This is a genomic window from Micromonospora sp. NBC_00421, assembly GCF_036017915.1.
Classification (GTDB): domain Bacteria; phylum Actinomycetota; class Actinomycetes; order Mycobacteriales; family Micromonosporaceae; genus Micromonospora.
Genome location: NZ_CP107929.1, coordinates 831,409 through 856,859, shown reverse-complemented (window position 1 = coordinate 856,859; position 25,451 = coordinate 831,409). Strand labels below are relative to the sequence as shown.

General features: G+C 72.6%; 19 protein-coding genes. 4 read left to right on the top strand and 15 right to left on the bottom strand.

Annotated features, from left to right (window positions below; genetic code table 11):
- Positions 1-449 precede the first annotated feature (449 nt).
- From OHQ87_RS04260 to OHQ87_RS04240, 5 genes are read right to left on the bottom strand one after another with little or no spacing between them, the layout of a single operon-like run.
- Positions 450-1,370: a carbohydrate ABC transporter permease gene (locus tag OHQ87_RS04260; protein WP_328345141.1), complete on the bottom strand. Its 921-nt coding sequence runs from the start codon at positions 1,368-1,370 to the stop codon at positions 450-452.
- A gap of 1 nt (position 1,371) precedes the next feature.
- A complete protein-coding gene (locus OHQ87_RS04255; protein ID WP_328345139.1) occupies positions 1,372-2,280 on the bottom strand; it encodes a carbohydrate ABC transporter permease in 909 nt (302 codons plus the stop codon).
- A gap of 20 nt (positions 2,281-2,300) precedes the next feature.
- A complete protein-coding gene (ngcE, locus tag OHQ87_RS04250) occupies positions 2,301-3,740 on the bottom strand; it encodes an N-acetylglucosamine/diacetylchitobiose ABC transporter substrate-binding protein (RefSeq protein ID WP_328345137.1) in 1,440 nt (479 codons plus the stop codon).
- Positions 3,741-3,765: 25 nt separating this feature from the next.
- Entirely contained in the window at positions 3,766-4,515 is a 750-nt protein-coding gene (locus tag OHQ87_RS04245) for an SIS domain-containing protein (RefSeq protein WP_328345135.1), read from the bottom strand.
- The gene (locus tag OHQ87_RS04240) at positions 4,512-5,459 is read right to left on the bottom strand and encodes a MurR/RpiR family transcriptional regulator (protein ID WP_328345133.1); all 948 of its coding nucleotides are present in this window, start codon (positions 5,457-5,459) and stop codon (positions 4,512-4,514) included. Before OHQ87_RS04240 ends, OHQ87_RS04245 begins: the two co-directional genes overlap by 4 nt.
- A 196-nt stretch (positions 5,460-5,655) precedes the next feature.
- Between OHQ87_RS04240 and OHQ87_RS04235 the strand changes: the two genes are divergently transcribed.
- A complete protein-coding gene (locus OHQ87_RS04235; RefSeq protein WP_328345131.1) occupies positions 5,656-6,750 on the top strand; it encodes an N-acetylglucosamine kinase in 1,095 nt (364 codons plus the stop codon).
- Between the two features lie 128 nt (positions 6,751-6,878).
- Here OHQ87_RS04235 and OHQ87_RS04230 read toward each other — a convergent pair whose 3' ends face one another.
- The 3 genes from OHQ87_RS04230 to murD all read right to left on the bottom strand — a co-directional run bounded on the left by OHQ87_RS04230 (position 6,879) and on the right by murD (position 11,367).
- A complete protein-coding gene (locus OHQ87_RS04230; RefSeq protein WP_328345129.1) occupies positions 6,879-8,516 on the bottom strand; it encodes a CoA-acylating methylmalonate-semialdehyde dehydrogenase in 1,638 nt (545 codons plus the stop codon).
- Positions 8,513-9,820, bottom strand: coding sequence for an aspartate aminotransferase family protein (locus OHQ87_RS04225; RefSeq protein ID WP_328345127.1), 1,308 nt, complete (start codon positions 9,818-9,820; stop codon positions 8,513-8,515). The genes OHQ87_RS04230 and OHQ87_RS04225 overlap by 4 nt, the downstream gene beginning before the upstream one ends.
- A gap of 197 nt (positions 9,821-10,017) precedes the next feature.
- The gene (gene murD, locus OHQ87_RS04220; protein ID WP_328345126.1) at positions 10,018-11,367 is read right to left on the bottom strand and encodes a UDP-N-acetylmuramoyl-L-alanine--D-glutamate ligase; all 1,350 of its coding nucleotides are present in this window, start codon (positions 11,365-11,367) and stop codon (positions 10,018-10,020) included.
- A gap of 88 nt (positions 11,368-11,455) precedes the next feature.
- On the opposite strand from murD, the gene OHQ87_RS04215 reads away from it, so the two are divergent.
- On the top strand, positions 11,456-12,805 hold the full coding sequence (locus tag OHQ87_RS04215; protein ID WP_328345125.1) for a hypothetical protein: 1,350 nt from the start codon (positions 11,456-11,458) through the stop codon (positions 12,803-12,805).
- Between the two features lie 220 nt (positions 12,806-13,025).
- Here OHQ87_RS04215 and OHQ87_RS04210 read toward each other — a convergent pair whose 3' ends face one another.
- The 3 genes from OHQ87_RS04210 to OHQ87_RS04200 form a co-directional block, all read right to left on the bottom strand.
- On the bottom strand, positions 13,026-14,792 hold the full coding sequence (locus tag OHQ87_RS04210; RefSeq protein WP_442930675.1) for a PucR family transcriptional regulator: 1,767 nt from the start codon (positions 14,790-14,792) through the stop codon (positions 13,026-13,028).
- 166 nt (positions 14,793-14,958) lie between these two features.
- Positions 14,959-16,410, bottom strand: coding sequence for an argininosuccinate synthase (gene argG / locus OHQ87_RS04205; RefSeq protein WP_328345123.1), 1,452 nt, complete (start codon positions 16,408-16,410; stop codon positions 14,959-14,961).
- A 56-nt stretch (positions 16,411-16,466) separates the two neighbouring features.
- Positions 16,467-17,342, bottom strand: a complete 876-nt coding sequence (locus OHQ87_RS04200; RefSeq protein WP_328348734.1) for a TrmH family RNA methyltransferase — start codon at positions 17,340-17,342, stop codon at positions 16,467-16,469.
- Positions 17,343-17,474: 132 nt separating this feature from the next.
- Here OHQ87_RS04200 and OHQ87_RS04195 point away from each other — a divergent pair, with 132 nt between their 5' ends.
- Together OHQ87_RS04195 and OHQ87_RS04190 are read left to right on the top strand one after the other, a co-directional pair.
- Complete coding sequence (locus tag OHQ87_RS04195) at positions 17,475-19,313, top strand: thiamine pyrophosphate-requiring protein (RefSeq protein ID WP_328345121.1); 1,839 nt, start codon at positions 17,475-17,477, stop codon at positions 19,311-19,313.
- 248 nt (positions 19,314-19,561) lie between these two features.
- Entirely contained in the window at positions 19,562-20,167 is a 606-nt protein-coding gene (locus OHQ87_RS04190) for a dTMP kinase (RefSeq protein WP_328345119.1), read from the top strand.
- A 192-nt stretch (positions 20,168-20,359) separates the two neighbouring features.
- On the opposite strand, the gene OHQ87_RS04185 is transcribed toward OHQ87_RS04190, so the two are convergent.
- The 4 genes from OHQ87_RS04185 to OHQ87_RS04170 all read right to left on the bottom strand — a co-directional run bounded on the left by OHQ87_RS04185 (position 20,360) and on the right by OHQ87_RS04170 (position 25,369).
- Complete coding sequence (locus tag OHQ87_RS04185) at positions 20,360-22,588, bottom strand: transglycosylase domain-containing protein (protein ID WP_328345117.1); 2,229 nt, start codon at positions 22,586-22,588, stop codon at positions 20,360-20,362.
- Between the two features lie 180 nt (positions 22,589-22,768).
- Entirely contained in the window at positions 22,769-23,563 is a 795-nt protein-coding gene (locus OHQ87_RS04180; RefSeq protein ID WP_328345115.1) for a hypothetical protein, read from the bottom strand.
- Positions 23,564-23,784: 221 nt separating this feature from the next.
- Positions 23,785-24,891 carry an SPFH domain-containing protein gene (locus tag OHQ87_RS04175; protein WP_328345113.1) on the bottom strand — a complete coding sequence of 369 codons (1,107 nt, stop codon included), beginning with the start codon at positions 24,889-24,891 and terminating at the stop codon, positions 23,785-23,787.
- Positions 24,892-24,895: 4 nt separating this feature from the next.
- Positions 24,896-25,369 carry an NfeD family protein gene (locus OHQ87_RS04170; protein WP_328345111.1) on the bottom strand — a complete coding sequence of 158 codons (474 nt, stop codon included), beginning with the start codon at positions 25,367-25,369 and terminating at the stop codon, positions 24,896-24,898.
- Between the last annotated feature and the right edge of the window lie 82 nt (positions 25,370-25,451).

The following is a 25,451-nucleotide window of genomic DNA, read 5'->3' as shown; positions in this document are numbered from 1 at the left end:
GGACGAGCAGGCGAGACGAGCAGGCGAGACGGACGGGGCGAGACGGGCAGGCGGGCGGGCGAGACGGGCAGGCGGACGGGGCGAGACGGGCAGGCGGGCGGGCGAGACGGGCAGGCGGACGGGGCGAGACGGGCAGGCGGGCGGGCGAGACGGAACGAGGCAGGACGGGGCGGGCGGCGCCCGACGGGACGGGACGGCGGCCCCCGACGGACGAGGCAGGACGGGGGATGGAGCGGAGGTGATATCGCGCGGAGGTCGGTATGCCACTGAGGCATATTTATGCCTCAGTGGCATACCGACCTCCGGGCATCTGGTGTCTGCCCTGCACGAGGCCGGACGTTCGCCGCCACCTCGACCACGGACGGGCAGACCACCACCACCTCGGCCACCGACCGCCCAAACCCCCGCCACCTCGGCGACGGGCTGGCCAAACCCGTCGCCGGGGCGGGCTACTTCACCGCGCCGGAGGTCAGGCCGGACTGGATCTGCCGCTGGAAGATCGCGTACACGATGATCATGGGGAGGATGGCGATGGTCAGGGCGGCGAACAGGCCGGACCAGTCGGCCTCGTAGCCGGCGTTGACCGAGATGTCGGCGATGCCCTGGGTGAGCACCCACTTGTCCTTGGCGTTGGAGAGCAGCACCAGGGGTAGCTGGTACTGCGCCCACTGCCCGATGATGTTGAAGATCGCCACGCTGATCAGGCCCGGCTTCGCCATCGGCAGCATCACCTGGAAGAACAGCCGGGTGTGCGAGCAGCCGTCGATCATGCCGGCCTCGGCCACCGAGTTCGGCAGCGTCCGGAAGAACGCGGCCAGGAAGAAGATGGTGAACGGCAGCGAGTAGGCGATGTAGACCAGGATCACGCCGGTGTGGGTGTCCAGCAGGCCCAGGTTGCGGACCACGAAGAACAGCGGCACCAGCGCCAGGAAGACCGGGAAGGCCAACCCGGAGACGAACAGGTAGTAGATCGCCCGGTTGCCCCGGAACCTGTACCGGGCCAGCACGTACGCCGCCATCGAGCCGAGCAGCATGGTGCCGAAGGTGCTGCACGACACCACGAAGACGCTGTTGAGGAAGTACCGGCCGATGTGCGCCTTGGTCCAGGCCCGGCCGAAGTTCTCCCAGCGTAGCTCCGCCGGCAGTGTCCACGGGCTGCTGAAGATCTCGCCGGTGTTCTTGAACGCGGCCAGGAACGTCCAGAGGATCGGCACGATGACGATCACCGCCCAGACGGCGAGCGCCAGCTGACCGAGCCCGCTGAACAGTCGTACCTCATGCTGCTCTCGCCGGGCCCGGCGGGCGGGGGTGGCGGGCCGACCCGGCGGGGTGTCCGCCGAGGTCGGCGGCAGCGTCGTCTGTGCGGCCATCTCAGTACTCCACGCTTTCCCGCTTGGTCAACCGCAGCGTCAGCGCCGCGAACGTGAGGGTGAGGAAGAACAGCGCCACGCCCATCGCCGAGGCGTAGCCGTACTTCGAGTAGACGAAGGCGTTGCGGTAGATCTCCATCGCCAGCACCGTCGTCGCGCCGTCCGGGCCGCCGCCGTCCACCGAGAGCACCGCGACGATGGCGAACGCGTCGAACGCGGCGATGCCGAGATAGACCCAGGCGACCTGGAGGGTGTCCCAGAGCAGCGGCAGGGTGACCCGGAAGAAGAGCATCACCTTGCTCGCCCCGTCCATCTCGGCCGCCTCGTAGATCTCGCCCGGGATGGCGGACATCCCGGCCGAGAAGAGCACCACGTAGAAGCCGACCGCCTGCCAGACCAGCACCGCGATGATCGACCACAGGGCCAGGTTCGGCCGGATCAGGAACAGCACCGGATCCAGGCCGAACTTCATCAGCACACCGTTGATCAGGCCGGACTCGTTGGGTCGGTACACCATCTGGAACAGCACAGCGATGATGGCCACCGCCAAAACCTGGGGGAAGAAGAACACCACCCGGTAGAACGCCGCCCCCCTGACCCCCTGCCGCTGACCGCCCACGCTGCGTCCGCCCACGTTGAGCAGGAAGGCGAAGAACAGCGCGATGGCGATCGTGATCAGCGGCAGGGCAAGCAGCAGTACGCCGTGGTGCTGGACCGCCTGCCAGAAGCGCCCGTCGTCGAGCAGCCGCCGGTAGTTGTCGAAGCCCACCCACTGCGGGGCGGACAGCCCCCGCCAGTTGGTCATCGAGATCTGGAACGCCTGCGCGTACGGTGCGATGACGAAGACCACGTACAGCGTGACCGGGGCGAAGAGGAACCCGATCACGAACGGATACTTGCCGTGCCGCATGATCCCGCTACTCCGATCGGTCAGCGCGTGAACTTGGCGACGGAGCTGTCCTTCTTGATGGCGTCGGCCCGCTTCTGGATCCGCTCCACGAAGGCGTCCGCCTTGATCCGGCCGAACATCAGCTCGTTGGTGGCGGTCCGCGCCTCCGTGTCGAGCTCCTTGTACCAGCCGTCGAAGTACAGGTTGAACACGTCCTTGCCGGCGGCGGCGAGGGCTGCCTGCGAGCTGGCCACCCCCGGCGGGAAGGCGAAGCCGGCGCTGCCGGCGGTGACCACCGTCGGGGCCTTGACCACCTCGGTGAAGCCCTTCGCCCCGGCGACCGAGAGCATCTGACGCATGTACTCCAGACCACCGCGCGGGTTCTTGCTCTTGGCCGAGACGAAGTAGCCCTCACCGGCGGTGGCGCGTACCGCGGTGCCCGGCAGCTTGTCCGAGCCGGACAGGCTCGGCACCGGCATCAGCTGGTAGTCGAAGCCGGCCGGCGTGTCCTTCTTCTGCTCACCCTCCAGCCAGTCGCCACTGGGGTAGAGGGCCAGCTTGTACTGGTTCTGCCGCAGCTGCACGTCGGTGTGCTTGAGCCCCTCGAAGCTCTTGTCGACGTACTTCGCGCCGATCTCGGCCCACGCCTCGGCGGCCTGCTTGACGGCGTCCTGCTGCCAGGCGCCGTCCTCCAGGTTGTCGATGTTCTTGAGCACGTCGGTGCCGCCGATCTTCGCGGCGTGGGTCAGGATCACGTTCCACTGGTAGTAGGCCGCGTTCGCCCCGGCGTAGCCGTACGGAGTGATGCCCTTGGTCTTGATCTTGTCGAGCAGGGCGGTGAACTCCGACCAGTCCTTCGCCGGCGCCCAGCCGTTCTCCTTGAACAGCTTGCCCGAGTACCAGATGCCGAAGACGGTGGAGACGTAGTACAGGACGTACGGCTTGCCGTTGAACGAGCCGGCCTCGACGGTGCCGGGGACGACGGTGTCGCGGACCTTCTTGCTCGGGTCGTCGACCGACGGGGCGTCCCACAGCTCGGTGAGGTCCATCAGCTGCCCGTCGGCGACCAGCGAGCCGAAGTCGATCAGCTTCTCGCCGGAGTTGTTGACGAACTCCGGCGGGTTGCCCGAGGCGAACCGGGGCTGGAGCACTGTGGAGACCGCCTGGGTGGACTGGTGCTTGATCTCCGCCTTGGGGAACGCCTTCTTGTAGAGCGGCTCGTGCACGTCGGTGGCGTACTTCTCGCCGTAGCCGCCGTTGAAGATGACCACCTCCAGCGGGGCGTCCTCGGCGGCGCCGAGCGGGTTGGTGGCGCTCTTGGTGCCCTCCTCCGCCTTGGTGTTGTCGCCCTCGTCGGAGCCGCTTGTGGCGCAGGCGCCGAGCAGGCCGACCACCGGCGTGGCGAGCAGGCCCGCCGCGGCGGTACGACCCAACAGGCTCCGCCGGCTCAGCGGGGTCGGGTTCTCGGGGGTATTCGACATCGTCGTCTCTCCTTGGGTGTTCGGGTCAGGCGGTGCGCCGGAGACGCCCGGCGTACCGCGACTCGAGGGCGAGGTTGTGCGCGTCCCCACCGGGGACGTTGGCGGAGAGGTAGATAGGGGGTACCTCTCCGGCCTGGTGGAACCGTCGGACGACCTCCGCGGTCACCAGTTGCGCCAGCAGCGCCGAGGTGACCGAGGAGACCGCACAGACCGCGCCGCCGCCCTCCAGCGGCAGCAGTGCGTCGCCGTACGGGGCGCCGTTGTCCAGCACGACGTCGGCGAGGTCGGCGAGTCGGTGACCGGACGGGTGGCGGGGGGCGACCCGTGCGGTGTGTGCGACCGAGGTGACCGCGACCAGCGGGTGGCCGCGCCCGGTGACCAGCATCGCCAGCTCGACGACCGAGCCGTTGATGCCGGACTGGGAGGCGATCAGGAAGACGTCGGCCGGCTGCGGTCGGGCCAGCGGGTAGAGCTGGTGGGCCACAGCCGGGTCGCGTTCCAGCTTGGGGTCGGTGAGCACGTCGCGCGGGGCGTCGCCGTGCAGCACCAGGTCGTGCAGGCTGAGCCGGTTGGTGGGGACCAGACCGCCGGCGCGGGCCACCAACTCGGCGGCGAACGCCTCGGAGTGGCCCGCGCCGAAGGCGTGGAGCACCCCGCCGGCCCGCAGGCTGGTGGCGATCAGGTCGGCGGCCCGGCCGATCGCCTCGGCCTGGGAGTCGACCAGCCGGTCGAGGACGGGTCGGACGGCCCGTGCGTACCCCTGGGCACTGATCATGAGGCGGTCCCCTTCGCGGCCTTGTGCCCGTCGACGGCCTGGGCGGTACGCCGGAAGGCCGCGTGGGCGCGGTCGTGGGTGCGCTGCGCCACGGCGATGTAGAGCAGGTCGAGCACGACGAGCTGGGGGTGCCGGGCGGACAGCGCGTCCGGCCGGAAGGTGGTGGCCTGACTGGCGGTGAGCAGGACGAGGTCGGCCAGCTCGGCCAGCGGGGAGCGCGGGAACCCGGTCAACGCCACGGTGGTGGCGCCCCGGCTGCCCGCCTCGGCAAGCATCTCGATGGTCTCCCGGGTCTGCCCGGTGTGCGAGATGCCCAACGCCACGTCGCCGACGCCGAGCAGGGCGGCGCTGGCCAGCCCCTCGTGCACGTCGCTCCAGGCCCACGCCGCCACCCCGATGCGGTGCAGGCTGAACTGCATCTCCTCGCCGACCAGTGCGCTGCCGCTGGCGCCGAAGATGTTGACCCGGGCCGCGCCGGCGATGGCCACCGCGGCCCGTTCCACCTCGGCGAGGTCGAGCAGGGTGGCGGTGTCGTGCATGGCCCGGGTGTCGGCGGCCATGATCTGGTCGAGCACCCGGGCCAGCGGGTCGCCGGGCTGGATCTCCCGCCCGATGTCCACGGTCCAGCCGGCCGAGCGGGCCCGGCCGGTCTCGGAGGCGATGCCCAGCCGCAGGTCGGCGTAGCCGTCGAAGCCCATCGCCCGGCAGAACCGGGTGATCGTCGCCGGTGAGGTGCCGCTGCGTTCGGCCAGCTCGACGATGGTGGCGCGGGCCGCCGCCTCCGGGTCGCTGAGCACCTGCTCGGCGACCCGGCGCAACGCTCCCGTCAACTCCCCCGCGCCGGCCCGGACCCTGGCCAGCACCCCGTCGGTGCCCCGCCGGTCGACCGGCTCGGCATCGACCACAGCGGTTACCGCGGTGGTGTCCGCCTCATGCTCGGCCATCGACGCGCCTTTCGGAAAAGAGTGTTAACTGTTAGTGGTAAAAGTTCTTACTGAAGGGCCCTTCCTGTCAAGACCGTGGGCGAAGTTTTCAAACTGTTACCTGCCGCGCCGGTCCGCCACCGCCCACCGGTCTTGCCCTCGGGCACCGGGTCGACCAGCATGGACAGCACCCGCACCGCCGCGCCCCGGGAGGCCCGTGAGGACGTCCGACGCCGTCGTGGTCGGCCTCGACATCGGGGGTACGTCCACCCGGGCGACCGCCCTGACCCTCACCGGCGAACGCCTCGGCACCGGCCGGGCCGGCGGCGGGAACCCCACCAGCCACGGTGCCGACCGGGCCGCCGCCGAGCTGTCGGCCACGCTGCGGGAGGCACTGCGCGAGGTCGATCCGGCCCGGGTCCGCGCCGGGGCCATCGGCCTGGCCGGGGTCGGCCGGTTGCGCGCCGACCCGGCCGGCCGGGCCGCCTTCGACCAGGCGTGGTCGGACGCCGGCCTGCGCTGCCCGTACGCGGTGCACAGCGACGCCCTCGTCGGCTACGCCTCCGGCACCGCCGCACCCGACGGCACGATCCTGATCGCCGGCACCGGGGCGATCGCCGCCCAGGTGCGCGACCTGCGGCTGGACCGGATCGCCGACGGGCACGGCTGGCTGCTCGGCGACGCCGGCTCCGGATTCTGGCTGGGCCGGGAGGCGGTCCGCCTGCTGCTGGCCGACCTGGACGCCGGCACCGCGCCCGGCCCGCTCGGCCGGCGGCTGCTCGCCGAACTGCTCGGCACGGCCGAGGTGGCGGCCCGGCCCCGGGACACCGTGGACGCCGTGGTCCAGACGGTCACCCGGCAGCCGCCGATCGCCCTGGCCCGACTCGCGCCGCTGGTGGTCGACGCCGCCGCCGACCGTTCGGCAACGATCCCACCACTCGACGCGACTGCTGTCGACGCCGCCGCCGACGGCCGGCCGGGATCGATCCCCCGAGGCGAGGCGGCTGCCGGTGGCGGTGAGCCGGTGGCGGTCGAGTTGCTCCACCGCGCCGCCGCGCACCTGGTCGCCAGCGCCGGCCGGCTCCGCCCGGACGGGACGACGACGCCGCTGGTGCTCGGCGGCGGGCTGCTCACCGGCGACACCCCGCTCGGCACGGCGGTCCGGGCCGAGGCCGGCCGCCGCTGGCCGGACGCCCCGCTCCACACGGCCGGGGACGGTGCAGCAGGGGCCGCCTGGCTGGCCGCCCGCACCCTGCCCGAGGTCACCGACCCACTGGCCCTGCACGCCCTCCTGGTGCCCCCGGCCGGCTGACCCCGCCCCACCCGCGTCGCGCCCCCTGCCAAGATCGCGTTCCAACCACGAAACAGTGGGGTCCCGCCGCGACGAGGGGACTCCTTCGTGGATCGAGCGCGATCTTCAGGTGGCGGGGCACCGGCTGTTCAGGTCTGGGTGGGGAAGCCGAGATTGACCCCGCCGTGGCGCGGATCCAGCCAGCGGCTGGTGACCACCTTGCCCCGGGTGAAGAACCGCACCCCGTCCTCGCCGTGGGCGTGCAGGTCACCGAAGAGCGACGCCTTCCAGCCGCCGAACGAGTAGTAGGCCGTCGGCACCGGGATCGGCACGTTGATCCCGACCATGCCGACCTCCACCTCGTGCTGGAAACGCCGGGCCGCCCCACCGTCGTTGGTGAAGATCGCCGTGCCGTTGCCGTACGGGTTGGCGTTGACAAGGGCCACCGCCTCGTCGTACGAGCCGACCCGGACGACGCCGAGCACCGGGCCGAAGATCTCGTCGGTGTAGATCGACATGTCCGGGGTGACGTGGTCGAACAGGGTCGGGCCGAGCCAGAAGCCACCGGGTTCGCCGTCCGGCACGACGTTCCGGCCGTCCACCACCGGTACCGCGCCCGCCGCCACCCCGGCCTCGACGTACCCACGGACCCGCGCCAGGTGCGCGGCGGTGACCAGCGGACCCAGGTCGCCGCCGCGTCGACCGTCGCCGGTACGCAGCCCCGCCATCCGGTCGGCGATCCTCGCCACCAGGGCGTCGGCGATCGGCGCCACCGCGACCAGCGCCGAGATCGCCATGCACCGTTCCCCCGCCGAGCCGAATCCGGCGTTGACCGCCGCGTCGGCGGCCAGGTCCAGATCGGCGTCGGGCAGCACCACCAGGTGGTTCTTCGCCCCACCGAGGGCCTGCACCCGCTTGCCGGCCAACGTGCCACGCTGGTGCACGTGCCGGGCGACCGGGGTGGAGCCGACGAACGACACCGCCTTCACCCCGGGGTGGTCCAGCAGCGCGTCGACCGCCTCGGCGTCGCCGTTGACCACGTTGAGCACCCCGCCGGGCAGGCCCGCCTCGGCGAACCACTCGGCAAGCAGCAGCGCCGCGCCCGGGTCCTTCTCGCTCGGCTTGAGCACCACCGCGTTGCCGCAGGCCACCGCCACCGGCACGAACCACAGCGGCACCATCACCGGGAAGTTGAACGGCGAGATCACCGCCACCACCCCGAGCGGCTGCCGCAGGCTGTACGAGTCGACCTCGGTGGAGACGTTCTCGCTGAAGCTCCCGCGCAGCGCCGAGGCGACGCCGCAGGCGTACTCGATCACCTCCAGGCCGCGCTGCACCTCGCCGGCGGCGTCGGCGAGCACCTTGCCGTGCTCGGCGGTGATCACCTCGGCGAGCCGGTCCCGCCGGGCGTGGACCAACTCCCGGAACGCGAACAGCACCGCCGTCCGCCGGGCCAGCGAGGCGTCCCGCCAGCTCCGGGCGGCCCGCTCGGCCGCCTCGACCGCGCCCGCGACATCGGCCGCGTCGGCCAGCGCCACCCGACCGGTACGCCGCCCGGTCGCCGGGTCGAAGACGTCCCCGTGCCGGCCGGACGTCCCGTCGATCCGCCTACCGTCGACGAAGTGCCCGATGCGGCGCTCCCCCGCCGCCGCGCCCTTCGGGTCCGCCGCGCCCTCCGGCTCCGCTGGCGGGACTGCCGGCTCCGGTGGTGGGGCGGAAGGGCCGGGCACTGGGGCGGAGAGGCCGGGCCGTGGGCCCGTGGGGTCCGGCGCGGTGCGCCCGCTCATCGCGTCGCCTCCGCCGCGACGGCGGAGCGGATCGCCTCGACCAGGATCGCCAGCCCCTCGCGGGCCTCGTCCTCGGTGAGGGTCAGCGGCGGGCCCATCCGCAGCACGTTGCCGTGCAGGCCACCCTTGCCGACCAGCAGGCCGCCGGCCCGGCACGCCTCGAGGACCCCGGCGGCCAACGCCGGATCAGGTTCCAGCCCACCGGGCCGGACGAACTCCACGGCGAGCATCAGGCCCTTCCCCCGCACCTCGGCGACGCCGTCGAGGTCGGCGACCGTGGCCCGCAGGCCGTCGAGGAGGATCGCGCCGACCCGGGCCGCGTTGGCCTGGAGGTCGTGGTCGCGCAGGTAGTCCAGGACGGCGTTGCCGGCGGCGGTGCAGAGCGGGTTGCCGCCGAAGGTGGAGAAGCTGATCGCCGGCACCGACTCCATGATGTCCGCCCGGCCGACCACCCCGGCCAGGGCGAACCCGTTGCCGATGCCCTTGGCGAAGGTGAGCAGGTCGGGGGTGACCCCGTGCGCCTGGTAGCCCCAGAAGTGCTCGCCGGTGCGCCCCCAGCCGGTCTGCACCTCGTCGGAGATGAGCAGGATGCCGTGCTCGTCGAGCACCTTGCGCCAGCCGGCGAACAACCCGTCGGGCGGGGCGACGAAACCGCCGACGCCCTGGATCGGCTCGGCGATCAGGCAGGCCACGTCGCCGCTGGTCTGGGTGGCGAGCACCTCGCGCAGGTCCTCCACGGCGGCGTCCATCCGGTCGGCCTCGGGCAGCCGGGCGAGCAGCCCGCGCAGCCGTTCACCGGAGTGCAGCCAGGCCACCTGGAGCGGGTTGTGCGCGCTGGCCGTCCAGCTCCGGTGGCCGGTGATCCCCATGGTCGCGTACGACCGACCGTGGTAGCTGTTGCGGACGGCGAGGATCTGGTGCGACCGGCGGTGGTTGGTGGCGACCAGCAGGGCCGCCTCGTTCGCCTCGGTCCCGGAGTTGGTGAAGAAGACCCGGGCGTCCGGGATGCCGGCGAGCGAGGTCACCTTCTCGGCCAGCTCCACCTGCTGTCGGATCAGATAGAGGGTGGAGGTGTGCACCAGGCCGGTCCGCAGCTGACGCTCCACCGCCTCGCGGATCTCCGGGATGTCGTAGCCGATCATGTTGGTCAGCACGCCGCCGAAGAAGTCCAGGTAACTGCGCCCCTGGGCGTCGGTGACCCGGCGGCCGGACCCGGCCACCAGCTCGATCGGCTCGGCGTAGTAGAGCGGCATCCAGGACGGGAGCACGGCCCGGTGTCGGGCCAGCAGGTCGTCGGCGGTCATCGGCACACCCTTCAGCGGCGGCGGCTTGCGCGTTCCCCGCACGCTGCCACCCCGACCGTCCGACGACAACTGTCAGTGTGTAGCCCGGCGGTCGTCCACACCTGACACCGCGTCACCCGCCCCGGCGTCGTCGGGATCACGGCCCGCCGGGGTGGAGGTCGCCGCCCGCGCCGGGGTGGAGGTCGCGGGTCGGCGGCTCAGCCGGCGGCGGTGTCCCGGATCGCCTCGGCGAAGACCTCGGAGCGGTGCTCGAAGTTGCGGAACCGGCCATAGCTGGGCGCCGCCGGCGAGAGCAGCACCACCCCGTCGACCGGGGTCACCGACCGGGCCAGCCGGACCGCGTCCACCAGGTCGTCCACCACCTCGGTACGCACCTTCGGTAGCCCGGCCAGCGCCGCGACGATCCGGGAACCGCTGTCCGGGATCCCGATCACGGTCAGCTCCCGCTCGGCGAGATGGGCGGCCAGCGGCGTGTAGTCCAACCCCCGGTCCGTGCCGCCGACGATCACCGTCAACGGTCGCCCGTCGTACGCGTCGATCGCGTGCATCGCCGCGTACGGGCTGGTGGCGAGGGTGTCGTCGACGAAGGTGAGGCCGGACGGGTCGGCGATCTCGGTGAGCCGGTGGGCCAGCCCGTGGAACCCGGCGACCGCCACCGCCAGGGTGTCCTTGTGGGCGACCACGTCGACCCCCAGCGCGTCGAGCACCGCGAGCGCCACGCAGAGGTTGCCCGCGTTGTGCCGGCCGACAAGCGGCAGGACACCCCGGGCGAAGAGCGGCTGGTCGCCGAGGTGGAACCAGTCGGTGCCGTCCGGGCCGGTGGCGACGTGCGCGGTGTCCGGCAGGCCGGCGCGGATCGCCGCCCGGTCGCCCAACTCCAGCGCGAGCCGTGGGTCGTTGCCGTTGACCACCACCGTCCGGGGGCCGTACGCGATCAGGTTGAGCTTGTCCCGGTAGTACTCGGCCTCACCACCGTGGGCGTCCAGGTGTTCCGGGAACAGGGCGGTGACCACCGCGACCCGGGGTGACTCGGTCAGGTCGCTGCACTGGTAGCTGGACAGCTCCAGCACGTACAGCTCGGCGTCGGGCAGGTCGAGGGTGGGCACGCCGATGTTGCCGCCCAGCACGTTGGGCCGGTCCACCGCCGCCAGCAGGTGGCTGATCAGGCTGGACGTGGTCGACTTGCCCTTGCTGCCGGTGACCCCGATGGTCCGGTCGGCGTGGTCGGCCATCCACAGCGCGGTGCCCTGGGTGACGGTGACCCCGCGCTCGCGCAGCTCGACCAGCCACGGGTGGGTGTTGGGCACCCCCGGGGAGCGCACCACGATCTCGGCGGCGGCCAGCCGGGCGTACGCCTGCTCGCCGGTGACCAGCGGCGCGGCCTCGGCGAGCGGACCCTCCCAGGGCAGGCTGAGGAAGTTGGCGCTGTCGTCGACGGCGACCAGGTCGGCCGGGCCGTGCGCGGCGATGGCGGTCACGGCGGCGCGGCCCTCCCGGCCGGCCCCCCAGACGGCGACGGTACGGCCGCGCAGATCGGACAGGCGCACGAACTCTCCCTGAGGTGTCGACGGTGAGGCACCGGCCCGCCTCCGGCACAGCGGACCCGACCGGACGAACCAGGGCCTAGTATGGCGTGTGCCCAACGAGCAGCTCCGGCGGATGGACGCCTTCACCTTCCCGTCGTACTCGATCGACCTCGCCACCGGCGAGGTGTCGTTCGACTACGCCCTGACCGGCCCCGACGGTGAGCAGCGGTTCACCGAGGTGATCACGTTGCCGCTGCCGTCCGGGCCGCCGTCGGACGAGACGGTGGCCACCCTGGGCCGGGTCCTGGAGCTGCTGCACGTGGTCGCCGGGGTCAGCTACTACAAGGCCGCCGCGCCGCCGAGGCTGGTGCTGCCCGCGCCGCTGGGGTCCGCCGCCACCGCGCTGGTCACCGCCGTCTACACCAGGGGTCTGGCCGAGTACGCCTACCGCAACCAGCTCCCGCACGTGCTGGAGCTGCGCCCCGAGGTGCCGGCCGGCGAGGTGCCGCCACCCCGGGTATACGACGACTCCGACCGTCGTCCAGTGTCGGCCGTCGGCGGGGGCAAGGACTCCATCGTCAGCCTGGAGGCGCTGCGCCGGGCCGGCTTCGACCCGGTGCCCTTCTCGGTCAACCCCAACCACGTGATCGTCTCGGTGAACGAGGCGTCCGGGCTGCCCGCGCTGGCCGCCCGGCGGCGGCTCGACCCGGTGCTGTTCGACCTGAACGCGGCGGGGGCGCGCAACGGGCACATCCCGGTCACCGCGATCAACTCGCTGATCGCGGTCGCCACCGCCGTGCTGCACGGGCTCGGGCCGGTGGTGATGTCCAACGAGCGGTCCGCGTCCGACCCGAACCTGATCTGGAACGGTCACGAGATCAACCACCAGTGGTCCAAGGGGGTCGAGGCCGAGGGGCTGCTGCGGGCGGCGCTGGCCGAGCACGCCGGGCTCACCGAGCCGTACTTCTCGCTGCTGCGGTCGCTGTCGGAGCTGCACATCGCCCGGCTGTTCGCCACCATCGACCGCTACGACGCGGTGGTGACCAGCTGCAACGCCGCGTTCAAGCTGCGCGACGCCAGCGCCCGCTGGTGCCGCAACTGCCCGAAGTGCCGGTTCGTCTTCCTCGCCATGGCCCCGTTCATGCCCCGGGAGCGGGTGGTCGGCATCTTCGGCGGCGACCTGCTGGCCGACGAGGCGCAGATCCCCGGCTACCGGGAGTTGCTGGGCGTGGACGGGCACAAGCCGTTCGAGTGCGTCGGCGAGGTGGAGGAGTCGGTGGTGGCGTTGAGCCTGCTCGCCGAGCAGGACCAGTGGCGCGACGCCCCGGTGGTCCGCACCCTGGTCGACGCGGTCCCCCCAGCGGCCTGGCCCACCGCCACCACCTCCGACGTCTTCACCCCCACCGGCCCCCACTTCGTCCCCGCCCCCTACGCCAAGGCCCTGCAAACCCTCACCTAACCCACCCCACCCCACCCCGCCCCGTCCCGCCCCGCCCCGCCCCGCCCCGTCCCGCCCCGTCCCGCTCCGGTGATCAAGAGGTTTGCGTCAAGATTCGGCGTTCTGCTGACGCAAACCTCTTGATCACCGGGGCGAGCGCGGGGCTGGGGTGGCCCGGCAGGCGCGGGGGTGGGGGTGGGTGGGGGTGGGTGGGTGGGTGGGTGGGGGTGGGGGTGGGGTTTCAGGGGGTGCGGACGGCGTCGAGGGCGAGCAGGGCGACGTGTAGGGACAGGCAGGCTTCGACCGAGTCGAGGTCGACGCCGAGGATCCGGCCGATCCGGGCCAGCCGCTCGTAGAAAGCCGGCCGGGACAGGTGTGCGGCAGCCGCCCCGGCCGACTTGTTGCGGCCCTGCTCCAGGTAGGCGCGCAGGGTGGCGAGCAGCTGGTCCCGGGGGTGCCGGGCGTCGTGGGCCAGCAGCGCGCCTAGTTCCCGCTCGACGAAGGTCTGCAACCGGGGCTCGTCGCGCAGCAGGTGCAGCAGACCGGCCAGTCCGACATCCGGCAGCCGGAAGACCGGCAGGTCCCGACGGTCCCGACGGGCGGCCTCGGCGACCTGGCGGGCCTCGACCAGCGACCGGCGTACCTCCCGCAGGCTGCCCACCCCGGAGCCGGCCGCGACGATCACGGTCAGCCGGTGGTTGTTCCCGCCGGGCGACGGCTGGTCGGGGTGGCGGCGGCGCAGCGCGGCGGCGAAGGTCGCGAGGGCGCGCTCCTCGGCGGCGACGTCCGGCAGGGCCAGCAGGACCCCCACCACCTGGTCGTCGACGGGGCTGGACAGGCCGGACAGCTTCGTCTCCCGCAGCGCCTGGCCGACCGCCTCGGCGAGATCACGCAACCGGGCCGGTCCGGCCTCCGGATGCGCCGGGGTCGTCGGTGCCGGCCAGGGGGCCGGGGAAGGGGGCGGGCCGGGTCCGTCGACCGACGGAACGCCGTCGCCCGACGTGGGGCTGCCCACCGCGCCGTCCCGGCGAAGCCGGACCATCACGCCGATCAGGTGCCGGCGCTCCAGGACCACCCCCAGCGCCCTGGCCCGCAGCGCGATCTCGTCCACCGGGCGGGAGTGGTCGAGCAGGGCGGTGAGCAGGGTGCGGTGCAGCTGCCGCTCCAGCCCTTCGGCGTCGCGCCGGATCAGTCGACCCAGCGCCAGCGTCGAGGCGGCCCGCTCCACCAGGATGGTCAGCCGGGTGGGCGGGCTACCGACGGGTCGGCTACCTCCTAGGCCCCCACCGGCCGGCCAGCGCAGCAGCAACCGGCCCCAGTCCTGCCCGCGCGCGCCGACGGTGGTCACCAACCACCCGCTGTCCACGTCGTACGCTGTCCGCCCGGCGGGACGGATCCGCCGGGAGTGCTGCTCCCAGCCGTCCAGCAGCAGGTCGGCGCTCTCCCCCGCCGGGTCGTAGCCGAGCACCTGCCGGGAGAGGTTCTCCAGCACCACCGGGCAGCCGGCCAGCTCGGCGGCCTGCCGGACCACCTCGGCCACCCCGGCGCCCTCGACGGACAGGTCGGTGAACCGCTGGTGGATCTCCTCGGTGGCCCGCAGCTCGTGCAGTTGGGCATCGACGATCAGGGCGTGCACCGCTTCGGTGATCCGGACGAACGGGGTGGCCCGGCGCAGCTCGACCAGGGGCAGGCCGCGCCGTTCGGCGGCCACTGCCATCACCCGGGGCACCTCGGTGAGGTAGCGGCGACCCAGCTCGACCACGAGCCCGGAGACGCCCACCTCGGCGAGGTCGCCGATGAAGGCGCGTAGTCCGGCGTCGTCGGCGGGCAGGCCGATCCCGGTGGTGAGCACCAGTTCGCCACCACCGAGCAGGGTGGCGATGTCGGGCACCTCGGTCACGTGCACCCAACGCACCGGCCGGTCCAGGGCGGTCTCCCCGGCCACCAGCCGCGGCGCACCGCGACGGACCGGGTCCAGCGCCAGCACCTCACGGACGGTAGGGAACACGGGCGACAGGCTACCCTCCGTGACCCCTGTCCCTCACCACCCACCGCCGCCGCAGCCGCGGTCGATGGTGGGCGCGGCGGCGTCGCCCGGTCCGCCCGGTCACCGCGCACCGGCAGGCGGCACGGCGGAGCCGACCGGCCATGTCGGCCGGCTCCGCCGGGACCGGTCAGTCGACGCCGAACTCCATCGCGGCGCGGTCGAGCGCCTCGTCGTCGGCGGAGGCGACGCCCCGGGAGGCGATGGCCTCCGCGCCGCCCTGCGGCATCGCCCCGATCAGCCCGGTCGAGGCCGCCTGCGCGGCACCGACCGCCCGCTGGGGGGCGCCGCCGCCGACCAGACCGAGGGTGACGTACTGCTCCAGCTTGGCCCGGGAGTCGGCGATGTCCAGGTTGCGCATGGTGAGCTGGCCGATCCGGTCGGACGGGCCGAAGGCCGAGTCCTCGGTACGCTCCATCGACAGCTTGTCGGGGTGGTAGCTGAACGCCGGGCCGGTGGTGTCGAGGATCGAGTAGTCCTCGCCCCGGCGCAGCCGCAGGGTCACCTCGCCGGTGACCGCGGTGCCGACCCAGCGCTGCAACGACTCGCGCAGCATCAGCGCCTGTGGGTCCAGCCAGCGGCCCTCGTACATCAGCCGGCCGAGGCGGCGGCCCTCCTGGTGGTAGTTCGCCAGGGTGTCCTCGTTGTGGATGGCGTTGACCAGCCGTTCGTACGCGGCGTGCAGCAGCGCCATGCCGGGGGCCTCGTAGATGCCCCGGCTCTTCGCCTCGATGATCCGGTTCTCGATCTGGTCGGACATGCCCAGGCCGTGCCGGCCGCCGATGGCGTTGGCCTCCAGCACCAGGTCGACGGCGCTGCCGAACTCCTTGCCGTTGATCGTGACCGGGCGGCCCTGGTCGAAGCCGATCGTGACGTCCTCGGTGGGGATCTCCACCGAAGGGTCCCAGAACCGGACCCCCATGATCGGGTCGACCGTCTCGATGCCGGTGTCGAGGTGCTCCAGGGTCTTCGCCTCGTGCGTGGCACCCCAGATGTTGGCGTCGGTCGAGTACGCCTTCTCGGTGCTGTCCCGGTATGGCAGGCCGCGTTCGAGCAGCCACTCCGACATCTCCTTGCGGCCACCGAGTTCGGTGACGAAGTCGGTGTCCAGCCACGGCTTGTAGACCCGCAGCTGCGGGTTGGCCAGCAGGCCGTACCGGTAGAACCGCTCGATGTCGTTGCCCTTGAAGGTCGAGCCGTCGCCCCAGATCTGGACGTCGTCGGAGATCATCGCCCGGACCAGCAGGGTGCCGGTCACCGCCCGACCCAGCGGGGTGGTGTTGAAGTAGGCCCGGCCGCCGGAGCGGATGTGGAAGGCGCCGCAGGTCAGCGCGGCGAGGCCCTCCTCGACCAGGGCGGCGCGGCAGTCGACCAGGCGGGCGACCTCGGCGCCGTAGCTGAGCGCACGACCGGGCACCGAGTCGATGTCGGGCTCGTCGTACTGGCCGATGTCGGCGGTGTAGGCACAGGGAACGGCGCCCTTGTCGCGCATCCACGCGACCGCGACCGAGGTGTCGAGGCCGCCGGAGAAGGCGATGCCGACACGTTCGCCGATGGGCAGGGAGGTGAGAACCTTGGACACAGGGAAGATTATGCACCTGCCCGCATTCTCATGCAAATAGCCTGGGCTCGCGGCGGTCAGCCACAGTCGCAGGCCGGATCGTCGCGTCCCAGCTCCCAGAACGCCACCGCCGCCGCGGCGGCCACGTTCAACGAGTCCACCCCGCGCCGCATCGGGATGACCACCCGCACGTCGCTTGCCGACTGCGCCGCCGCGGAGAGACCGGGCCCCTCGGCCCCCAACAGCAACGCCGCCCGCGCCCGCTGCGCCGACGTCAACCGCTGCATCGGTACGGCGTCCGCCGCCGGCGTCATGGCCAGCACGGTGAACCCCGCCTCCCGCACCTGGTCCAACCCCACCGGCCAACGCTCCAGCTTCGCGTACGGCACCGCGAACACCTCCCCCATGCTGACCCGCACGCTGCGCCGGTAGAGCGGATCGGCGCAGGACGGCGAGAGCAGCACCGCGTCGATGCCCAGCGCCGCAGCCCCCCGGAAGATCGCGCCGAGGTTGGTGTGGTTGTTGATGTCCTCCAGGATCGCCACCCGGCGGGCGGCGGCAAGCACCTCGGCGGCGGTGGGCAGGGGCTTACGGTGGAACGAGGCGAGCACGCCCCGGTGGACGTGGAAGCCGGTTGCCTTCTCCAACACGTCGGGGCTGGCCGCGTAGACCGGCGCGTCCCCGGTGTCCAGGTCAGCCAACTGGTCGACCCGCTTCGCGTCGACCAGGTACGACCGGGCCGGATAGCCGGCCCGCACCGCCCGGCGCAGCACCAGCTCCCCCTCGGCGATGAACAACCCGTGCGGGGGCTCCCACCGGGTACGCAGCTCGACGTCGGTCAACGCGCGGTAGTCGGCGATCCGCGCGTCGTCGGGATCGGTGATCTGTTCAACGGACACCGCCCGATTCTGCCGGGTGTCCCGGCACGCACCGCCGGTGCGGTCCCGGCGCACCGGCCTGCCGGTGTCCCGCCCACCGGCCTGCCGGGCACGCACACCGTCGGGTCATTCCGGGCACGGCCGGGTTTCCGGGAGCGTGGCGGGGGAATCGGGCGGTGAGCGGACACCACCGGAGGGACTACCACGATGAGCGCAGCGGGCACCGCCGACGGCCGGTTGCCGAAGAACGCCACTGTCGCCGACCACATCGTGGCCCGCCTCGCCGAGTGGGGCGTGCACCGCTACTTCGGCTACCCCGGCGACGGCATCAACGGCATGACCTCCGCCCTGCAACGGGCCGGCGACCGGGTGGAGTTCGTCCAGGTCCGCCACGAGGAGACCGCCGGTTTCGCCGCAAGCGCCCACGTCAAGTACGGCGGCGGCCCGATCGGCTGCGCCCTGGCGACCAGTGGCCCCGGCGCGATCCACCTGCTCAACGGCCTCTACGACGCCAAGCTCGACCACCAGCCGGTGGTGGCCCTGGTCGGCAACACCGCGCTGACCGCCGAGGGCGGGGGCTACTACCAGGAGGTCGACCTGCTCGCCCTCTACAAGGACGTCGCCGGGGAGTTCCTGGCCCAGCTCGACGACCCGTCCCAGGTACGGCACCTGGTGGACCGGGCCTGCCGTACGGCGCTGTCCCGCCGGACGGTGACCGCGCTGGTGCTCCCGCTGGACGTGCAGGACGAGCCGGCGGTGCCGGACCCGCCGCACGCGCACGGCTACTACCACACCAGCTCGGTCCCGAGCAGCATGCCGACGGTGCCGCCCGAGGCGGAGCTGCGCCGCGCCGCCGAGGTGCTGCGCGGCGGCGAGAAGGTGGCGATGCTCGTCGGTCAGGGCGCGCTCGACGCCGAGCAGGAGGTACGCCTGATCGCCGACCGGCTGGGTGCCGGGGTAACCACAGCGCTGCTCGGCTTCACCGCCGTGGATCACCGCGAGCCCTGGGTGACCGGGGCGATCGGCCTGCTCGGCACCCGACCGAGCTGGCAGCTGATGCAGGGGTGCGACAGGTTGCTGATCGTCGGCAGCAACATGCCGTACTCGGAGTTCTATCCGCCGCAGGGTCAGGCCCGCGCGGTGCAGATCGACCTGGACGGGACCCGGATGGGGCTGCGCTACCCGACGGAGGTCAACCTGACCGGCGACGCCGGCCCGACCCTGCGGGCGCTGCTGCGCGAACTGGGCGACCACCCCGCCCCGACGGCCTGGCGGGCGACCATCGCCGACGCCACCTCGGCGTGGCGACGCTCCCAGGCGGACCTGGCCGGGCAGTCCGCCGACCCGGTGAACCCGCAGTTGCTGTTCCACACCCTCAACGACGCGCTGCCCGACGACGCGATGATCGCGGTGGACTGCGGCACCGCCACCGCCTGGTACGCCCGCCACCTCCAGGTCCGGCCCGGCATGCTGGCCAGCCTCTCCGGCACCCTGCTGTCGATGGGCGGCGCCATGCCGTACGCCCTGGCGGCGAAGTTCGCCCACCCGGACCGACCGGTGGTGGTGCTGATCGGCGACGGGGCGATGCAGATGAACGGGGTCAACGAGTTGATCACCGTGGCGAAGAACTGGCGACACTGGGCCGACCCGCGTTTCGTGGTGCTGGTGCTCAACAACCGGGATCTGGCGTTCGTCAGTTGGGAACAGCGTTCCACCGAGGGCACCCCGCGCTATCCGGCCAGCCAGGACGTGCCGGACGTGGCGTACCACAGGTGGGCCGAGGTGCTGGGCCTCGACGGCGAGTTGGTCGACTCCCCCGGCCAGGTCGCCGGCCTGTGGCGGCGGGCCCTGACCGCCGACCGCCCGATGGTGGTCAACGCGATGGTCGACCCGGCGGAGCTGATGCTCCCCCCGCACTTCACCCTGGACGAAGCCCGCAACACGGCGGCAGCCCTGCTCCACGGCGACACCGACCGCGCCGCCATCATCCGCCGCGCCCTCCCCGCCACCCTCACCACCTACCGCCCCCGCCGCAAGAACCCCTGACCCACCTCACCTTCCCCGCCCACCCGCTTCAGGCCGGCACGGCCCAGCACGGCCCAGCACGGGCCAGCACGGGCCGGTGATCAAGAGGTTTACGTCATGCAGGGCGCTTGTCATGACGTAAACCTCTTGATCACCGAGGGCAGGCGAGGAGGGGGAGGACGGCGGGCGGGGGCTGGGGGCGGGGGCGGGGGCGGGGGGTGGGGGCAGTTTGGGGGGTGGGGTTGTTCGGGGTGGTTAGGGTGCCGGGGGTGGGGCGTGGGGTGGTCGTCGCGGTGGTGGGAGTGGACGGGGCCGGGAAGTCGACCCAGGCGAAGGGGTTGGTGGGGCGGCTGAACGCGGCGGGGGTGCCGGCGACGTACCTCGAGAACGCCGGTGGACGGCCGCTGTGGAACCGGTTGGCGCGGGCGGTGGGTCGTCGCGACGGTGTGCACCTGTTCGGTCGGCGCGGCTACCCGGTGCTGGAGGCGACGGTGCGCTGGCTGGCTCTGGCCCGAGCGGTGGTGGTCACCCGGCTGACCGGACGGGTCGGGGTGATGGACCGCTGGACCTGGTGCCAGTACGTGATCATGCGAGCCCGGGGCGACCGGGGCGTACGACTCGTCCGCGCCGCGTACGCCCTCTTTCCCAGGCCGGACCTGGTCTGCTTCCTGGCGGTCGCCCCGGAGCTGGCCCGGCAGCGGGTGTCGGACCGGGGCATCGACACCGAGGAACTGGCGCACCTGACCGCGCTGGACGCCGGGTACCGGGCGCTCCCCGAGTTCGGCGCCTTCACCACGATCGACGGCGACGCCGACCCGGCGACGGTGGCCGCCGCCCTGGACCGTGCGGTCGCCGCGGCGACCGCCCGCCGGTAGGCGTCACCGCCCCGCGTCGAACAGCCCCGACAGCACAGCCAGCACCCCGGTCCAGCCCCGGTGACAGCACAGCCAACACCCCGGCCCGTCGACAGCACGGCCACCATCCCGGCCCCCGCGCCCGGCTGGTGGTCCCGCTGGTTCCTCCTCGCCACTACCGCTGAAGATCATGTGCCACGCACGGATCCCGGCTCAGCCTCGGCGGTTCTGCAACCAGCGGAGCAGGTCCGAGGGGAGGCCCTGGTCCGGTTGCGGCAGGCTGGGCGACGGGCGGGGCGACGGGCGTTGCGGGTTGCCTGCCAGCTCCCGGCTGGGAGCGGTGAAGTCGCGGACCGGTTGGCCGTCGACAGCGGTGCGGATGGTCCGGGCGACCGCGGTGATCACCTCGCCCTGCACCGCCGCGCCGACCGCGTCGCTCGGGTCGTCGGGGTTGGCGGCGATGCCGGCGACCGCCACCTGCGGGGTGAAGCCGACGAAGGTCTCGGTGGCGTTCTGCTCCGAGCTGCCGGTCTTGCCGGCCACCGGACGGCCGACGATCCGGTCCACCCCGCCGGCGGTGCTGCCGTTGCACTGCCCGTACGCCGACTGCTGGCCCACCGGGCAGCGGGCCGCGTCGGTGGCGGCCCGCGCCACGTCCGGTGACAGCGCCTGCCGGCAGGACGGCTCGCCGACCGGCACCGTCGTGCCGTCCGGGGCGGTCACCGACACCACAGGCGTCGGGGCGCAGTACGTCCCCTCTGCGGCGACGGTGGCATAGGCGTTGGCCAGGTCGAGCGGAGTGGTGGCGGACACCCCGAGGGTGAACGCCCCCCAGTCGTCGGCGTCGTGCGCGGCGAGGTCGGCGTCGGCCTGGGCACGGAAGGTGATCCCGAGGCGCTGGGCCATCTCCACCACCTTGGCCGGGCCGACCTGCTCCTCCAGCCAGACGAAGTAGGTGTTCACCGAGCGGCCGAAGCCGTCCCACATCATCCGGTAGCCGTCCATCCGCGCCGGGTTGGCGTTGGCCGGACACCATTTACCGTCGCAGGCGGCCTCGCCCTCGGCGGGGAACCGGGTGGTCAGCCGGCTCGGCGAGTCGAACCCGGTGGACAGGGTACGACCGTTCTCCAGCGCGGCCAGCATGGTGAACAGCTTGAACGTCGAGCCGGCCTGGTAGCCGGCGATGCTGCCGCCACCGGAGACCAGCGGGTTGACGGTCTGGCCGTCGCCCACGCCGTACTCCCGGTTGACGGCCAGGGCGAGGACCCGGCCGGTGCCGGGCTCGACGGCGGCGATCGGCAGGGCCCGCCTGTCGTCGGCGGGGTAGACCTTGCGGGCCTCGGCCACGGCGGTGGCCTGCACGTCGGGGTCGAGCGAGGTGACCACGGTGTAGCCGCCCCGACGCAGCGCCTGCTCCCGCTCCTGCGCGGTCGCGCCGAAGGCGGGCTGCTCCAGCCACCAGCGGCGCAGGTAGTCGCAGAAGAAACCGGCGTCGGCGGTGGCCGTGGCGGTGCAGCCGTTGGGCTGGGCGGTGGGGCGCAGGGTCAGCTTCTCGGCGCGGGCCACGTCGGCCTGGGCCGCGGTGATCGCGCCGGTGGCGACCATCGAGTCGAGCACGTACCCGCGCCGCCGCAGCGCCGCGTCCCGGTCACCGTCGATCGGACTGTACGCGTCGGGGGACTGGACCAGGCCAGCCAGCAGCGCCGACTCGGCGAGGGTCAGGTCGGCCGGTGTCTTGCCGAAGTAGCGCTGGCTGGCGGCGGCCACCCCGTACGCCCCGGAGCCGAAGTAGGCGATGTTGAGGTAGCGGTTGAGGATCTCGTCCTTGCCGAGGGTCTTCTCCAGCTCGGTGGCGTACCGGATCTCCTGGAGCTTGCGCCCGACGGTCTGCTCGGTGGCCGCCTGCCGCTCCTCGGCGGTGCGGGTGGGGTCGGACTTGAGCACGTTGCGTACGTACTGCATGGTCAGCGTGGAGCCGCCCTGGGCGGTGCCGCCGCCGGTGACGTTGGCGACCAGGGCACGGGCCATGCCCCGCAGGTCTGCCCCGCCGTGGGAGTAGAAGCGCCGGTCCTCGGCGGCGACGATCGCCTGCCGCAGTGCCGGGGCGATCTCGGCCAACGCCACGTCGGTGCGGTTGACGTCGTAGAACGTGGTGAGCAGCGTCCTACCGTCGTTGGCGTAGAGGTAGGAGCGCTGCGGGGTGGCCGGGGTGCGCAGCGCCGCCGGCAGGTCGTCGAACGCCCCGAGCACCGCCTTGGTGGCGGCTCCGGCGAGCAGATTGCCCGGCAGCGCGGCGACCGCGAGGACCAGACCGGCCAGCAGGCCGGCGAGCAGCACGGTGAGCAGCCGCGTCAGCGGCGTCCGGGGTGAGGACATGGGCGTAAGCATTGCCACCGCACCGACCAGCGGCCCACTCCACCACCCGATTGTCAGGTAACTCACCGTAACCTGCCAGCGACTTCCCCACCCCACCACCCTCCCGTCCCCCACCAACCTTCCCGTCCCCCACGTCCCCCACGTCCCGCTCCCTCCCCGGCCGCCCGCCGCGTCCTCTCCGCCCCCGGATCGGTGATCAAGAAGTTTGAGGGCTCTCCGAACGGAATTTTGACCAAAACCTCTTGATCACCGGGGCGGGACGAGCCGGGGCGGGGTGGGGGTGGGGGTGGGGGTGGGGGTGGTGAGGCTGGCGGTGGCGGCGTCTCGGGCGGTGGCGGCGGGAAGCAGGCGGCCGGAGCGGTAGCCGATGCCGATGCCGGCGATCAGCACGAAGATCGCGCCGAAGGTCTGCAACGAGCCGACCAGCGCGCCGCCGAGGCCGAGCAGCGGGGCGGCGATCATCAGCATCGCCCCGTCGCCGATGGCGAAGACACCACTGCGGGCCACCGCCCAGCCGGTGAGCAGCCATCCCGCGCTGTAGCAGGTGGCCCCGACCAGCACCAGCATCCGGGCGGTGGTGCCGAAGACCGGGGCCTGCTCGGTCAGGCCGGCGAAGGGCAGCATCAGCACCGTGCCGCCGATGCTGGCCAGCAGGCCCGCCACCGCGCCCCGCCGGCTGCGGGTGGCCGCGAGCAGGCCGGTGAGCGCGAGCAGGGCGAGCAGCCCCAGCCAGATCGCGGCCACCCAGCCGAGCAGGTAGAGCGGTCGGCCGTCGGCCGGGTACGGGTCGTTGCCGACCCCGCCGTCGCTGGCCATCGCCACCAGCCCGTAGAGCACCGCGTACGCGGGCAGCAGCCAGACCGAGGCGCGGGACAGCCGGCGCAGTGACCAGGCCCAACTGGCGTCGGTGGCAGGCGCGGCCGGGCCGGGGTCGCCGACGAAGGGCAGCACCCCGAAGCCGCCACCGGTCCGCCGGGTGCCCAGCGGCCCTGCCGGGTCGTGTGCGCCGGGAACCGGGGTACGGGAGAACAGGTCCTTCATGCCTCACCTCGTCCGCTCGGACGGGCGACACGCAAGGCAGCGCCCGTCTGCTCCGACGGGTGGGCCGGAACGCGTCACCCGTCTGCTCCGACGGGGGGCATGCGACGCATCGGCGCCCCGGTCCCTGACCACCACCCGTCCCTCAGGACCGATCGTGGCAGGCACCGGGGCACCGGATGAGCGTTTCTCGCATTTGCCGCCCGGGGTGGGCGGCGTCGGGGTCAGGCCCGTTCGCGCTGGTCGGCCGGGTCGCTGACCAGACTGGCCGGGGAGACCGGCTCGGGTGCCGGCAGCCCCTGCGGCACCTTGCCGCCGGTGGCCTGCGCCTCCGCGACGCGTACCTCGTCGTGGATCTGCTGGGCGGCGATGGCCGCCGCCTGGGCCGCCTCGGCGGCCTCCCGCTCGACCTCGCCGGCGCTGTGCTTGGCCTCCGGGGCCGGCTCGTCGCCGACCATCCGGCTGAGCCCACCCAGCGCACCGCCCATGCCCTCCAGGGCCTTGGTCAGCTCGGTCGGGATGATCCAGACCTTGTTGGCCGTGCCGTTGGCGATCTGCGGCAGCGCCTGGAGGTATTGGTAGGCCAGCACCTTCTGGCTCGGATTGGCGGTGTGGATCGCGTCGAAGACGGTCCGGATCGCCTTGGCCTGACCTTCGGCCTGGAGGATCCGGGCCTGCCGGTCACCGTCGGCGCGCAGCACCGCGGACTGCTTGTCACCCTCGGCGGTGAGGATCTGCGACTGCTTGTGCCCCTCGGCGGTGAGGATCGCCGCCCGGCGGTCCCGCTCGGCACGCATCTGCTTCTCCATCGAGTCGCGGATGCTCGCCGGTGGCTCGATCGCCTTGATCTCCACCCGGGTGACCTTGATGCCCCACCGGCCGGTGGTCTCGTCGAGCACGCCGGAGAGGTGCCTGTTGATCTCCTCGCGGCTGGTCAGCGCCCGCTCCAGGTCGAGCGAACCGATCACGTTACGCAACGTGGTGACGGTCAGCTGCTCGATCGCCTGGATGAAGTTGGCGATCTCGTAGGTGGCCCGGACCGCGTCGACCACCTTGTAGTAGAGGACGGTGTCGATCGACACCACCAGGTTGTCGGAGGTGATCACCGGCTGCGGCGGGAAGCTGACCACCTGCTCCCGCATGTCGACCTTGGTACGCACCGCGTCCACGAACGGGACCAGCAGGTTCAGGCCGGGGTTCAGGGTGCGCTTGTACTTGCCGAGTCGCTCCACCACGTCCTGACGCTGCTGCGGCACGATGCGTACCGCCTTCGCCAGCGTCACCACCATGATCAACGCCACGGCCACCAACAGGACCGCTAGAAATTCCATACCGTCACCTTTTCGCTTCCGGCAGCTCGCCGGGGGAGGAAATGTCGTCCTGCCACACCAGGGCGGTGGCGCCCCGGACCTTTATCACCTGCACCCGCACACCGGGCTCGAAAGTCTGCGTCGCGTCGTACGGACGCGCCGTCCACAACTCGCCGTCGATCTTCACCATGCCCCGCTCGGCGTCGACCTGCTCGATCACCAACGCGGTGGCGCCCTCCAGCGCCTCCACCCCGAACGGCTGCTCACCGGTGTCCACCGACGGCCGCATGTGCCGGCGGATGGTCGGCCGGGCGAGCGCCACCGTCAACGCCGACACCACGGCGAAGACCACCGCCTGCACCGCGACGGGAGCACCCAGCGCGGCGGCTCCGGCGGCGGCGAACGCACCGACCGCGAACATGATCAGGAACAGCGTCGTCGTGAAGATCTCGGCGACGGCCAACAGCACACCCAGCACGATCCACACCACGGCGTCCACCCCCCGATCGTGACACGTCCACGCGAATCCACCCACTTCTCGTGATCAGTAAGCTCGATCCAGGCCCGTACCGACCGCCGTG

Bases quoted from the DNA above. Each gene is read 5' to 3' on its own strand.
- OHQ87_RS04175 (WP_328345113.1), bottom strand. From the start codon at position 24,891: ATGGAATTTCTAGCGGTCCTGTTGGTGGCCGTGGCGTTGATCATGGTG.
- OHQ87_RS04240 (WP_328345133.1), bottom strand. From the start codon at position 5,459: ATGGCCGAGCATGAGGCGGACACCACCGCGGTAACCGCTGTGGTCGAT.
- OHQ87_RS04245 (WP_328345135.1), bottom strand. From the start codon at position 4,515: ATGATCAGTGCCCAGGGGTACGCACGGGCCGTCCGACCCGTCCTCGAC.
- OHQ87_RS04180 (WP_328345115.1), bottom strand. From the start codon at position 23,563: ATGAAGGACCTGTTCTCCCGTACCCCGGTTCCCGGCGCACACGACCCG.
- OHQ87_RS04260 (WP_328345141.1), bottom strand. From the start codon at position 1,370: ATGGCCGCACAGACGACGCTGCCGCCGACCTCGGCGGACACCCCGCCG.
- OHQ87_RS04225 (WP_328345127.1), bottom strand. From the start codon at position 9,820: ATGACCGCCGACGACCTGCTGGCCCGACACCGGGCCGTGCTCCCGTCC.
- OHQ87_RS04255 (WP_328345139.1), bottom strand. From the start codon at position 2,280: ATGCGGCACGGCAAGTATCCGTTCGTGATCGGGTTCCTCTTCGCCCCG.
- ngcE (WP_328345137.1), bottom strand. From the start codon at position 3,740: ATGTCGAATACCCCCGAGAACCCGACCCCGCTGAGCCGGCGGAGCCTG.
- OHQ87_RS04195 (WP_328345121.1), top strand. From the start codon at position 17,475: ATGAGCGCAGCGGGCACCGCCGACGGCCGGTTGCCGAAGAACGCCACT.
- OHQ87_RS04230 (WP_328345129.1), bottom strand. From the start codon at position 8,516: ATGAGCGGGCGCACCGCGCCGGACCCCACGGGCCCACGGCCCGGCCTC.